The organism is Methanocella paludicola SANAE (assembly GCF_000011005.1).
GTDB classification, from domain to species: Archaea; Halobacteriota; Methanocellia; order Methanocellales; family Methanocellaceae; genus Methanocella; species Methanocella paludicola.
In genome coordinates this window covers 209,195-221,890 of sequence record NC_013665.1, presented here as the reverse complement: position 1 = coordinate 221,890, position 12,696 = coordinate 209,195, and the positions used below count along the sequence as shown (strand labels likewise).

General features: G+C 58.8%; 9 protein-coding genes and 1 pseudogene. 4 read left to right on the top strand and 6 right to left on the bottom strand.

Annotation, left to right across the window (positions count from 1 at the left end):
• Positions 1–62 precede the first annotated feature (62 nt).
• Positions 63–569, top strand: a complete 507-nt coding sequence (locus MCP_RS01150; RefSeq protein ID WP_012898974.1) for a hypothetical protein — start codon at positions 63–65, stop codon at positions 567–569.
• 512 nt (positions 570–1,081) lie between these two features.
• Here MCP_RS01150 and MCP_RS01145 read toward each other — a convergent pair.
• The 3 genes from MCP_RS01145 to MCP_RS01135 form a co-directional block, all read right to left on the bottom strand.
• Entirely contained in the window at positions 1,082–1,717 is a 636-nt protein-coding gene (locus MCP_RS01145; protein WP_012898973.1) for a 6-hydroxymethylpterin diphosphokinase MptE-like protein, read from the bottom strand.
• A complete protein-coding gene (gene ileS, locus MCP_RS01140; RefSeq protein WP_012898972.1) occupies positions 1,714–5,031 on the bottom strand; it encodes an isoleucine--tRNA ligase in 3,318 nt (1,105 codons plus the stop codon). Before ileS ends, MCP_RS01145 begins: the two co-directional genes overlap by 4 nt.
• Positions 5,032–5,200: 169 nt before the next feature.
• Positions 5,201–6,331, bottom strand: coding sequence for a winged helix DNA-binding domain-containing protein (locus MCP_RS01135; RefSeq protein WP_012898971.1), 1,131 nt, complete (start codon positions 6,329–6,331; stop codon positions 5,201–5,203).
• A 114-nt stretch (positions 6,332–6,445) separates the two neighbouring features.
• Between MCP_RS01135 and MCP_RS01130 the strand changes: the two are divergent.
• Positions 6,446–7,738: pseudogene (locus MCP_RS01130) on the top strand (hydroxymethylglutaryl-CoA reductase, degradative); the annotation flags it as partial.
• A gap of 386 nt (positions 7,739–8,124) precedes the next feature.
• On the opposite strand, the gene MCP_RS01125 reads toward MCP_RS01130, so the two are convergent.
• The 3 genes from MCP_RS01125 to npdG are packed head-to-tail and all read right to left on the bottom strand — an operon-like array spanning position 8,125 to position 10,386.
• Complete coding sequence (locus MCP_RS01125; RefSeq protein WP_012898969.1) at positions 8,125–9,012, bottom strand: Mrp/NBP35 family ATP-binding protein; 888 nt, start codon at positions 9,010–9,012, stop codon at positions 8,125–8,127.
• Between the two features lie 42 nt (positions 9,013–9,054).
• Positions 9,055–9,678 (bottom strand): endonuclease III domain-containing protein, encoded by a 624-nt coding sequence (locus MCP_RS01120; RefSeq protein WP_012898968.1) that lies wholly within the window; start codon positions 9,676–9,678, stop codon positions 9,055–9,057.
• A 54-nt stretch (positions 9,679–9,732) separates the two neighbouring features.
• Positions 9,733–10,386: an NADPH-dependent F420 reductase gene (gene npdG, locus MCP_RS01115; RefSeq protein WP_012898967.1), complete on the bottom strand. Its 654-nt coding sequence runs from the start codon at positions 10,384–10,386 to the stop codon at positions 9,733–9,735.
• Between the two features lie 181 nt (positions 10,387–10,567).
• On the opposite strand from npdG, the gene MCP_RS01110 reads away from it, so the two are divergent.
• The gene (locus tag MCP_RS01110) at positions 10,568–10,909 is read left to right on the top strand and encodes a hypothetical protein (protein WP_012898966.1); all 342 of its coding nucleotides are present in this window, start codon (positions 10,568–10,570) and stop codon (positions 10,907–10,909) included.
• Positions 10,910–10,924: 15 nt separating this feature from the next.
• The gene (locus MCP_RS01105) at positions 10,925–12,694 is read left to right on the top strand and encodes a ribosome biogenesis/translation initiation ATPase RLI (RefSeq protein WP_012898965.1); all 1,770 of its coding nucleotides are present in this window, start codon (positions 10,925–10,927) and stop codon (positions 12,692–12,694) included.
• Positions 12,695–12,696 lie beyond the last annotated feature (2 nt).

Genomic DNA, 12,696 nt, shown 5'->3' with positions numbered 1-12,696 from the left:
TTTTTAATAACGTATTTATCAGTGCAGGCGCCTATATTTTAGCATACAGGTGCTTGTTCATTATGCGATCCAGGTACATTGCTGCCTTAACCGCCGGCATCGTCGGCGGCGTACTTCTTGCCGGATACCTTGCCGTCAGCTTCATACTAGAGCTGGCCGCATGGAACGCCTGGGTGCCGGGGGCCGGCACGGCGTCGAACGCCTGCGGTTGTCTGACCCTGCCCGCCATCCTGATCATCTCGCTCGCCACGGGCGTGCTGGCGGCCATGCGGGCGAAAGACCTCACGAAGCTCTCGGACGCTGCTATCGTCTCCGCCCTCGCCGGCGCGCTGGCCGGCCTCATATACGGCGTCGTCAACGTGATCATCGCCTTCCTCAGGCCCGCCATCGAGTTCGGAATGGCTGTCGACTCGTCCGACATCCTGGGTGGCATCGCGCTAGGTTCCATATTCGGAGGGGCGGGCGGTGTCATGACATGTCTCTGCGCCCCGGTCGGGCTGATATTAATAGCCGTCGTGGCTGCCATAGGGGGCGCCATATATGCTTCGGTGAAGCTGAATCTAAAATAGATGTAGGGGGCGACAGTCTCTCTATCATTTTTTCTTCTATAACGCCGGCGGCTATGAATACAGTAGTTCGATGCTCGCATATCGATCCTTTGCCTTGATTCCTGTGGCGTTGGTCCCTCCGGTCGGTAACACGAAACCACGAAAGACTTTTTATATCCCACGTAAAGCACAAAATCACCAAGCTCATGCCTGGTGTTTAAAACACGAAACAACCTCCCTAAGGGCCCTAAAACTCTAAAGAATGAAACACAAGATACGGCATGAACGAACGTTACTCATAATGGGTAAGTCATGCTTTCCTTTGAGTTTTAATCCTTTAGGGAGGTTCGTCTTTTAGAGAGGTTGTTTCGTGTTTTGAACGCCAAAGCATGTACCTTCGTGTACTTCGTGCCCTTACGTGGGATATAAAAAGAATTCGTGTTTTCGTGATACCGACCGGAGGACTGTACGTGTGTCGCATAGAAAAAACAAGGACACAGAGCAAGTATCTAAAGTCTTTACTAGACGATAATTCAAATATTAATGCCGAGATCGCCCAGCAGGCGCCGGGCCCACTTCAATTTTTTAAGCTTTTTAGGCGTGACCTTAGTATCGTCCAGGTCGAAGCCTATTATTTTGATGCTCTTCGCCCCGAGCTCCTTCGCTAAAAAGACGCACCTGTCGCCGTCGGAGAACCCCCCGAAGTTGTAAACGTTCCTCAGGGGCCTCGCCTGGGTGGTGCCCACGACGTGCCTCAGCTTCGGGACCAGGGACTTGACCGCTTCCACGTTGTCGGCGTGGGCGTGCGCTACGATGATGGAGCCCAGCGAATCGGCCTCTAAAAGGTCCTCGTGCCTGCCGTCCAGGTCGGACACGACGATGTCGGGAACGATGCCCTGGTCTAGAAGTGTGGAGACGGCGCCGTCCGCGGCGATCACGGTGTACTTGTACCACCAGTCCACCTTTGCCATGTCCTTCTGGAGCGTGGGCGCCTTGCCGCAGACGATGACCTCCTTTCCCCGGATCAGCTCTTCAACGCGCGCAAGGCAGGGCGTATCCTCCGGAAGCATGGACGAAAGCAGCTCAGCTGCTTTTTCGTCCCCCTCGGCGGTCCACCCGAAATCCTGTAAGATGGCCCTATAATAGGGCTCCCACTGCTCGTATCTCATGCCTTCTCGATGCCGATGGTCACCGGCAGCCCCTCGACGTCCCATTCCTTCACGAGGGCGCCCGATACGCTCTTATCGCCCTTGAATTCCAGGCCCGAGGCCCTGACCTCGTTCATGATCAGGCCGTTCATTCCGGCGACGAGGCCCCGGACACGGTCGTCACCGACGTACACTTCGGCCTTTATCTTATCCTCGACGTTCAGCTTCAGGTCCTTTCTCATGTCCTGTATGCGCCGGATGAGCTCTCGTGTATAGCCTTCCGCCTCCAGTTCCGGGGTCAGCTCGACGTCCACGTAGAGCTTGCCTCCCGGGAACTCGCCCATGGCCAGCGTCTCGGGTATGACGTCCCGGAAGCTCACCATGTCTGGCGTGACCTCGACCTCGCCGCCGGCAAGCGTCAGCACGAACCTGCCGTCCTTCTCGACGGTCGACTTCACCACCCTGCCGTCCGAGGATTTTAAGGCGCCGATGACCTTGCCGGCCTCGCCCTTGAACGCCGGGCCTATTACCTTCGGGTTGGGAACGACCTCGACCCCGAGGTCCGGGTTCGGGGCGCCTACGCCCAGTAAGACGATCTCTTTTGCGTTGGTCTGCTCCCGGATGACGCCCGTGAGGTCCTTCACGGCGGTCGCCGTCTCCTCGGTGTCGGGGGCGACGGTGATCTTCTTCACAGGCCACCTCAGCTTTCGCTTTGCCTTTTGCCGGGCGTTGGACGACGCCTCCACGATCTTCCTGGCCACGTCCATGTCCTTATTTAATTGCTCATCGAGCAATGAAGCATTCACGGTCGGCCACTCGCACATATGGACCGACTCCCATGCGGAGGGCTCGGAGTTCCTCACCAGGTTCTGGTACATGCGCTCCGCCATGTAGGGCGTGTATGGAGCCATGAGCTTCACCGTGTTGGAGAGCACATGGTACAGGACCCAGTAGGCGGCAAGCTTGTCCGGGTCGTTGGCCTCGACCCATGTCCTCTCCCTCGAGAGCTGGACGTACCACCGCGACAGGTCCTCAAGTATGAAATTTATGAGCGCCCTGGTGGAGCGGTGCAACTCGTAGGTGGCCATCCCTTCGTTCACTTCTTTGATGACCGCCTGCAGTCTCGATAATATCCACCGGTCCTCGACTCTCAGGTGCTCCTTGACCGACCCGTATGTGGTCTTCGTGGGGTCGAACTTATCGAGCACCATGTACGGGAGCGGGAAGCGGTAGACGTTCCAGAAGATGTTGAGCGTCCGGTACACGTTGCCGCACTCGTCCCAGGAGAAGCTCAGGTCCTCCCAGGGGGCGCTCTGCGAGAGCACGTAGAGCCTCAGCGCGTCGGCGCCGAACTTTTCCAGCACTTCCTCGGGGGCGACGACGTTGCCCAGGCTCTTTGACATCTTACGGCCCTGGTCGTCGAGGGTGAAGCCGTGCATGCAGACCGAGTTATATGGCGCTTTGCCGAAGCCCACCATGCCGGCGCCCAATTGAGAGTAGAACCAGCCCCGGGTCTGGTCGTGGCCCTCGACGATGAAATCGGCGGGCCACCAGTCCATGAGGTCCTTGCGCTGGGGGAACCGGAGCGTGGCCCATGAGGCCACGGCCGAATCGAACCATACGTCGAATATGTCCTCGACCCGCTTCATCCGGCCGCCGCACTCGCACTCCATGTACACGCTGTCCACGAAGGGGCGGTGAAGGTCGTTCACCCTGACGCCGGTCTTGTGCTCCAGCTCCTCTTTCGTGCCTATGACGTCCATGCTGCCGCAGTTCTCGCACTTCCAGATGGGTATGGGTATGCCCCAGTAGCGCTGCCTCGAGATGCACCAGTCACGTGCGCCGCTCACCCAGTCGTGGAACCGGGAGGAACCGGCCCACGGCGGGTACCAGTTGACCCGGCTCACCTCGGCAAGCATGGGCTCCTTTATCTTGCTCACGGCGATGAACCACTGGTCCGTGGTCATGAATATGATGGGGGTCTTGCACCTCCAGCAGTGGCCGTACCTGTGGGTGATCTCGGTGGCCCCGAGGAGCAGTCCCCGGGCGCGCAGGTCGTCCAGGATCTTCGGGTTGGCGTCCCGGATGTTCATGCCCGCGTATGCGCCCGCCTCGGGCGCGAAGGCGCCGTTGGGCTTCACGGGGCAGAACACGGGTATGCCCTCCTTCACGCCCAGCTCGAAATCGTCCAGGCCGTGCCCGGGCGCGATGTGCACCAGGCCCGTGTTCTCGCCCACCACGAAGTCTGCGAGATACACTTTATGCTCCGTGCCCTTATGGCACGGGACGAGGTCCTCCAGAGGGTGCCTGTACTGTGTGCCCTTCAATTCCTCGCCCTGCATGGTCTTGAGGACGCGATAGTCGCCATAGCGGCCGAGCTTCATGACGCCCTCGACCAGGTCGACGGCGATGATGAGCTTCTCGCCCTTCGCGGCGTAGAGCTCTTCCAGTTTTTCGGGGCCGATGGCCTCCTTCATGCGGGCCACCTTGTCGGCGAACCGCATGGGCTTGGGCGTGCCGTCGGAGTGCTTGTCCATCAGCGCGGCGGGGTCCAGGCCCGCGGCCAGCGAGGCCTCTTCGAGCACGGGTCCCGGCAGCGCGTGGACTAAAGCGTAGGTGAAATCCTTGTTGGCGGCCACGCCCATGTTGGCGGGGATGGTCCACGGGGTGGTCGTCCATATGACTAAAAAGCCTTCCTGGTCCTTCAGGGGGAACTTGACGTATATCGAGTCGTCGGTCCGGTCGGCGTACTCGACCTCCGAATCCGCTATCGCCGTCTCACAGCGGGGGCACCAGTTCACGTTACGCAGGCCCCGCTCGAGAAGCTTCTTCTCGTGGGCCTGCTTGATTGTCCACCAGGCGGCCTCGATGTACTCGTTCTTTAAGGTCATGTACGGGTCGTCCCAGTCCAGCCAGACGCCGAGCTTCTTGAACTGGCCGGTCATCTCGCGCATATTCTCGATGGCGAAGGCCTTGCACTTCTCGGTGAACTGGGCTACGCCGTAGTTCTCGATGTCCTTCTTGGTCTTAAAGCCCAGCAGGCTTTCGACCTTGACCTCGATCGGGAGGCCGTGCATGTCCCAGCCAGCCCTGTCCATCAGGTCGAAGCCGTTCATGCTGCGGTAGCGGAGCACCGAATCCTTGATGATCTTGTTCCAGGCCGTGCCGAGGTGGATGCGGCCGGTCGTATATGGCGGGCCGTCCACGAAATAGAACTTTTTGTTGCCCTTTCTCAACGCCCTGGTCTTGTGGTAGGCATCGGTCGAGTTCCAGAACTGGTCTACCCGGGCCTCGATCACCTTGCCGTTATACTGCTCCTTCTCTTCCTGTATCACGTCTATTCCTCGCCTTCGCTACATAGTGAAAAACTATTCGATAAATCGGATACGGTGCTTTTTGCCACGCAGCTAAGATCATCACAGAAAAAGGCCATGCCGGCCAATAAAACGATCCCACGCTAGCATAAGTGCACCGTATGTTAATGACACGTACAATATTTAAACCTTATGTATCGCCTTTGACCTCGACCTCGCCGCCCGTGTAGAACCTGCCAGCGTCCAGCGCTGCGGCCTCGACCCTTTCTGCGGGGACTTCGGGATGGCCGTCGAACCACTCGACCCGGCAAACGAATGTCATGCGGTCCTTTTCCAGGCTCCACGTCCCCCAGACTGTGCCGTTAACGAGGACAACGCTCTTCGACTCCCCGAACTTCGTCATCGCGTCATGGCCTTCGGGCACGAACCGCCCGTCGTTATAGTATGCCTTCACATACGGGTCGTCCCTGGGCAGGAAGACCACGGACGGCTCCATGAATTTGCCATCGATAAGGCTCTCGTCCCTTTTATCGATGAACAGCCGGCCGGGGACGCCCTCGACATCCACGGCCTCGGCGCTGTCGAGCGAGTCGAGAGCCCAGGAGGCCTCGCTCTTAGTGACCCCGAGCCACCAGGCCAGGTCTTCTGCCCCCACGGGGCCGTAACTTTTGACGTACCGCTTCGCCAAAAGCGAGAGCGCCTCGTCCCTGCCCACGTCCAGCTTCATCTTAAAACGCTCTTTAAAGGCGGAGAAACGTCCCGGGTTCTCGCCCGGGTGCCTCCCGATGCCACCCCGGAGAAGCAGCCACCGGTCCTGCATGGCCTGGGCCACGATCGAGACGTTCGTAGCCTTTTCCTTTTTCTTTCGGACGATATCCCGGGAGACCGGAGACAGGCCCTTCTTAAGCTGCACCAGGGTTTTCTCCTTGCCGTCAAGCGATTCAAGGACCTTGCTCCCCACCTTCCGGTACTCGTCCTCAGCGATCCCCCAGGTGCTCAGCAGGTTCCGGGCCGCCGCCTCCCGGTCCTTCTTCGAGACTGCATAGACCGCCGGCAAAAACTCCTGAGGTATGACCTGCATGTAGTTCTTGAGCCCCTTCACGCGGGCCATGCTCGTTCCCCTGTACATGCCCTTCTCCAGCGCGACCACGTCGAAGCGCTTCACCCGGAGATACAGGCTAAAATAGGCGTCGTCCAGGTTGTTGGCGTCCAGGGCGATCATATCGCGCAGCACGGCCCCGGCGCTGTCCAGCCTCGAATCGGGCGTCAGGTGGCTCTTCGCCATAACAAAAAAATTCACGGCCTCTTTCTCGAGCATCATAAGAAAATCACCCCGATAAGGCATCTAAGTATCGCACCACGAGTAGGCCTAATCGCCATGATTAGGCCTACTCGTTATGATTAGGTTTTTAACTATAGAGGCCCATGCTACCTTTACCACAGTGGAGGCTTCAAGATGGATAAGACTTCTAAGATATCGGGATTCTACAAGCTGCCGCCGCAGGAAAGGCTCAACGCGGTGAAGCAGTACGCGGGCCTGTCGGACGATGAGGCGGCGACCCTGGGCAATACGGGCGCCCTGAAGCCCGAGCAGATCGACCGCATGGTCGAGAACGTCATCGGCGTCATGCCCGTCCCCATGGGCGTTGCCGTGAACTTTTTGATCAACGGCAGGGATTACCTCATACCCATGGCCATCGAGGAGCCGTCCGTCATCGCGGCGGCCTCCAACGCGGCCAAGATGGCCCGGGAGAAGGGCGGTTTCACCACGAGCAGCACCGGCCCCGTCATGCGCGGCCTCATCCAGGTCACGGGCATCAAGGACCCGTACAGCGCCCGCTTCTCGGTCCTGAGCGCGAAAAACAACATCATGGAGATGGCCAACGCGGTGGACCCCGTCTTAGTGAAGTTCGGCGGAGGCTGCAAGGACGTCGAAGCGTACGTGAAGGACACCCCCCACGGCCCAATCCTGGTCGTACATCTGATCGTCGACTGCAGGGACGCCATGGGCGCGAACGCCGTGAATACGATGGCCGAGACCGTGGGCCCATACCTGGAAAAGCTCACGGGCGGCAAAGTGTACTTACGCATCATCTCTAATCTGGCGGATAAGCGCCTCATGCGCGCCCGCGCCGTGTTCTCGAAGGAGTCCATCGGCGGCGATGACGTCGTCGACGCGATAATAAAGGCGTACGAGTTCGCGCTCGTCGACCCGTACAGGGCGGCCACCCATAACAAGGGCATCATGAACGGCATCAGCGCCGTCACGCTGGCCACGGGCAACGACACACGGGCTATCGAGGCCGGGGCGCACGCCTACGCTTCCATCACGGGCACGTACCTTCCCCTCACGATATACGAGAAGAGCGCCGGGGGCGACCTGGTCGGCACTATCGAGGTCCCGCTTGCCGTGGGCCTGGTGGGCGGCGCGACCGCATCGCACCCGACCGCGAAGGCGAACGTGAAGATACTGGGCGTCAAGACGGCCTCCGAGTTAGGCGAGGTCATGGCTGCCGTGGGCCTGGCGCAGAACTTCGCGGCGTTGAGGGCGCTCGCCACCGAGGGCATCCAGCGGGGCCACATGCAGCTTCACTCCCGGAACGTGGCTATCCATGCGGGAGCCACCGGCGACCTGATAGACAAAGTCGCCGAGGCGATGGTCAGGGAGAAGAAGGTCCGGGCGGACAGGGCGAAGGAGCTGCTGGAGCAGTTCACCAAAGCCCACTAACCCTTTTTTGTTATTTAAGCCCCTCAAAGTTTAATAAGATTGCACGAAGACTTTTTCAGCCTCAAAGCGACACGAAGCTGGCTCTAAGTTCTCTAAGAATTTTAAAAATAATTTTTAATGTCTTCGTGTGGCTTCAGGCCCGCTTTGAGCCGCTTCGTGGCTGAAAAAGTCTTCGTGCATTCTTATATTGCTTAGAGGGGCTTATAAAAACGATTGGGCGAAGGTACGGCAACGTTGTTAAATGACGCCGGAACTTCACGCTCGGTTGAGCGCGATGGCATCATCCGTATCTTCGCCCGAGTGATACTCGCTCGCGCGATTTAAAAAGCTAACTAAAAAATAAAAAGACAGCCACACGGGCCCCGGCCCGCGAATGGCGGCGAATGTTATTTGTGCTCCACGTCATGCGCGACTTTCTCGGCGATGGGCCGGAGCGCGGAGACGATGAGCGACCTCCCGTCCGCGGGAAGCTCGTCGATGCCGGCGTTCTGCGGGTCCAGGGGGATCTCGCCGATCAGGGGCACGCCGTACTTCTTCGCGAGCTTCTCTACCTTGCTCTCGCCGAACAGGTGGATCTTCTTGTTACAGTCCGGGCACTGGAGGTACGACATGTTCTCCACGACGCCCAGGATCGTCACGTTAAGCTCCTTCGCCATGTTGATGATCTTGGACACGTCGAGCGTGGACAGGTTGGACGAGGTGCTCACGATGATGATGCCGTCCAGGGGCATCATCTGCATGACGCTGAGGGGCTCGTCGCCCGTGCCGGGGGGCAGGTCGACTAAAAGATAGTCGAGGTCTCCCCAGTTGACGTCTGCTACGAACTGGTTCACTAAAGTGGTCCTCATCGGGCCCCGCCAGATCATGGGGGTGTCGCTGCCCGTCAGGACCATCTCCGATGAGACGACCTTGATGCCGTTCCTCGACTGCACCGGCTCGATGCCGAGCTCGGAGCCCATGAGCTTCTTGCCCTCAAGGCCCAGCAGGTGGGGCATGTTGGGGCCGCTGACGTCCGCGTCCAGTACTCCGACCTTGAACCCCATCATGGACAGGTTCAGAGCAAGGCCCGCGGTCACGGTGCTCTTGCCTACTCCGCCCTTCCCGCTCACGATGGCGATGCGGTGCTTGATAGTCGCCAGGCGCTTCATGATGCGCTCGTCCCATGCGGGCTTGTCGCCATGCTTCCCCTTCGAGGGGCACATATCACACTTGCTGGAGCCCTTGCCGTCTTTGCAGGTGTTGCATGCCTCGTCTGTAGCGTTGGTGGATGACATGATGTTCAACTCGTAATCGTGATTTGTCTCTATCTTGAGCCCCTATCCTAAATATCTTTTCACAAGGCACATTTCGCACTCATTCTTATTACAGTAGCGCTTCCCATGCTCGACGATCAGGGCGTGGCAGCGACGGTGCGCCTCGAGGTCATCGCAAAGCGCCTTCCTGGCCAGGGCCTGGAGCTCGTCATGATCATCCATGATCCCGGCACATTTTAAAATGCGCTTCGCATAGGCGTCTAAGACGAAACGGGGGCGGCCGGCCACGTAGAGCATGATGACGTCCGCAGTCTCGTTGCCCACGCCCGGCAGGCTCAGGAGTTCTTCTCTCAGCTTTTCCGTCGGGATGCTTCCGGCGCCGGACCTCGAGAAGTATCCGGCAACCGCCCTGAGGCGGGCTGCCTTCTGGCGGTAGAACCCGGCGGGCCTTATGAGCTCTTCGAGCCTTCCCGAAGGGCAGGATGCCAGGGCCCGGGGCGTCAGCAGGCCCTCCTTATTAAGCGCCGCTATGGCCCGGTCCACGTTCTCCCAGCGGGTACGCTGTATTAAAATAGAGCCCACCACGCGCTCGAAGTCGCTATCGGCCGGCCACCACTCCTCCCAGCCCGTACCGTCGTCTAAAAGCTCGTACAATTTTTTTAACAGGGCTGCCTCGTCACGTCTCACAACGCTGAATAATAAGGGCGAAAAAATAAAAATTTTGTCCCGGGTGGAACGCCATTAAACGAACTTGATCGAAAGAGGCTTCATCTTATTCTTGATGGCCAGGTTAATGAGAAGCGGGGTCAGGGACTCCACGAGCTTCGCCTCCTCCAGGCCGCCGCCGTCCAGCGGGCGCACGTTGCCGAGGTCGGAGACCAGGCCCATGACAAGCTTCTTTGCCTCCTCGTCGTCAGCGCAGACGATCACGTCGAAGCCCAGCGGGTCGTTAAGGTCGGCCAGCCTGGGCGCCGGGAGCGTCTGGAAGGCCACCACGGTCCGGATCTCCGGAGGCATGACCGAGCAGATGTGCTTCGCCGCGCTGCCCTGCTCCGGCGGGGTATAGGAGCACAGCTTCTGCTTGGACATGGGAACAATTGGCGTTACGACGACCTTCCCGTCCAGCACCCCCTCGACCGACTGGATCGTCTGGATGGCGAACTGGTACTTCACGGCCAGTATGACCACGTCGGAGTTCTTCGTAGCGTCCAGGTTCGTCATGCCCCGGATGTCATCCTTCAAACCTTTCTCTTTAAGGAGCCGGTTATAATTATTCGCCGCATCCTGCGCCTTCTCAGCTTCCCTCGACCCTACGATGATCTGGTGCTTTTGAGCCAGCCGCAACGCCAGCCCCTCCCCTATGTCCCCAGTGCCGCCCAGTATCGCTATCTTCATGATATCACCGAAATGAACACTTTATTTCATCCCTATATTATTTCTATGATGATAAAACGTTCGCGGCCCCGGAGAAGTCATATGTTTATATAATAAGTAAAATATAAATTAAAGTAAACGTGCGCCGTATAGAAAATAATTTAAGCTAGTAACATGCTTATGCTTTTGAACCGGAGGATGTATGGTAGAAGTTAAGGAGCCTACGAAAGACGAAAGGGTCGCGTTTCACCTCAGGGGTATCAAGATGTCCCTCATACCGGCGGTCCTCGGCGTCCTGGCGGGGTTCATCTCGAGCCCGTACGTGCTGAGCGGGGCTCATAGCAGCTTCTCGATCCTCATCCTCGCGATCGCGATATACGCGCAAAAGTACATTTTCCCGCTGTGGGGCATCGAGTCCGGCAAGTTCGACCTCAAGGCCTGGTTCTACGTCGGCTTCATGACCTTCGCCTACTGGTACGTGACCTGGACCATCGTCGCCAACGGCATACCCTCTACGGGACCCCAGTTCGGGCCGTTTTTTTAAGATAAAGCGATCATTATGAGAATAGCCATCATCGAGAAGGACCGCTGCCACCCTAGAAAATGCAGCTCTGAATGCATTAAGTACTGCCCCAAGGTACGTACCGGGGACGAGACCGTCCGAATAGGAGACGAAGGGAAAGCGGTCATCTCCGAGGAACTGTGCGTCGGCTGCGGCATTTGCGTCAAGAAGTGCCCCACCCAGGCCATCATGATCATCGGCCTGCCCGATAAGCTGGCAGGCCAGCTTACACACAGGTATGGCGGTAACGGCTTCGCCCTCTATGGCCTGCCCGTGCCGTCCCGCGGCCGCGTGAGCGGCATCCTGGGCGTCAACGGCATCGGCAAGACCACGGCCGTTAAGATCTTGTCGGGCCAGATAATGCCCAACCTGGGAAAGTCCGACACCACCTGGGAGGACGTCTACAAGTTCTTCGCAGGCTCGGAGCTTCAGGACTACATGCGTCGTGTCTCTAAAAAGGAGATGAAGACTGCCCAGAAGCCCCAGTATATCGACCTCATTCCTAAAGCCTTCAAGGGTAAGGTCATAGACCTTTTACGTAAAACGGACGAGAGGAAGATCTTCGACGAAGTCGTCAAGGAGCTCGACCTCGGCGTCATCCTCGACCGGGACATCAGCGGGCTCTCGGGCGGCGAGCTCCAGCGAGTGGCCATCGCGGCATGCGCCATGCGCGAGGCCGACTTCTACTTCTTCGACGAGGTCACCCCGTACCTGGACATCTTCCAGCGGATACGGATGGCCCGGATGATCAAGCGGATGGGCGAGGATAAGAACATCATGGTCGTAGAGCATGACCTGGCGATCCTGGACCTTCTGGCGGACGTGGTGCACGTCGCCTACGGCGAGCCCGGGGGCTACGGCGTCATAACCCACCCCAAGGGTGTGCGCGTGGGCATTAACGAATACCTGCGCGGCTACCTGCCCGAGGAGAACATCCGCATCCGGCCGACGCCCATCGAGTTCGAGGTCAAGGCGCCCCGGCCCCAGAAGGAAGTCCAGGCCCTCACGGCATTCCCGGCGCTCACGAAGACCCTGGGCACGTTCAGGCTGGACGTCAAGGGCGGCGAGCTGCGGAAAAGGGAGGTCGTCGGCGTCGTGGGCCCCAACGGCATCGGCAAGAGCACCTTCGCCCGGCTGCTCGCGGGCGAGCTTAAGCCGGACAAGGGCGAGCTCGATTTCAAGGTAAAGATATCATATAAGCCCCAGTACGTGAAGGCCGACACCGAGATGAGCGTGGGCGCGCTCCTGGGCTCGATCAACAAGAAGTTCGACACCAGCTACTACAACAGCGAGATCCTCGTCCCCATGCAGATCCAGCGCCTCATGGACTGTAACGTTAACGAGCTGTCCGGAGGCGAGCTCCAGCGTGTTGCGATAGCGGCGTGCCTTGGCAAGGACGCCGACATGTTCATTTTAGATGAGCCGTCCGCTCACCTGGACGTAGAGCAGCGCACCATGGCGACCAAGGTCATCAAGCGCTTTGCCGAGAACAACGACGTCACAATGCTGGTCATCGACCACGACATCTACATGATCGACCTGCTGTCGGACCGCCTGCTGGTGTTCGACGGCGAGCCGGGCGTGAGCGGCGAGGTGCACGGGCCCTTCGAGATGCGGGAGGGCATGAACCGGTTCCTCTCGAACCTGGATATCACGTTCAGGCGGGACGAGGAGACCCGCAGGCCCCGCGTTAATAAGCCCGAGTCAAACCTTGACCGTGAGCAAAAGAGCATCGGCGAGTACTATTATATGCCCCAGGTCGAGTAGTT

Bases quoted from the DNA above. Each gene is read 5' to 3' on its own strand.
- MCP_RS01150 (WP_012898974.1), top strand. From the start codon at position 63: ATGCGATCCAGGTACATTGCTGCCTTAACCGCCGGCATCGTCGGCGGC.
- MCP_RS01145 (WP_012898973.1), bottom strand. From the start codon at position 1,717: ATGAGATACGAGCAGTGGGAGCCCTATTATAGGGCCATCTTACAGGAT.
- MCP_RS01135 (WP_012898971.1), bottom strand. From the start codon at position 6,331: ATGATGCTCGAGAAAGAGGCCGTGAATTTTTTTGTTATGGCGAAGAGC.
- MCP_RS01125 (WP_012898969.1), bottom strand. From the start codon at position 9,012: ATGTCATCCACCAACGCTACAGACGAGGCATGCAACACCTGCAAAGAC.
- npdG (WP_012898967.1), bottom strand. From the start codon at position 10,386: ATGAAGATAGCGATACTGGGCGGCACTGGGGACATAGGGGAGGGGCTG.
- MCP_RS01110 (WP_012898966.1), top strand. From the start codon at position 10,568: ATGGTAGAAGTTAAGGAGCCTACGAAAGACGAAAGGGTCGCGTTTCAC.
- MCP_RS01105 (WP_012898965.1), top strand. From the start codon at position 10,925: ATGAGAATAGCCATCATCGAGAAGGACCGCTGCCACCCTAGAAAATGC.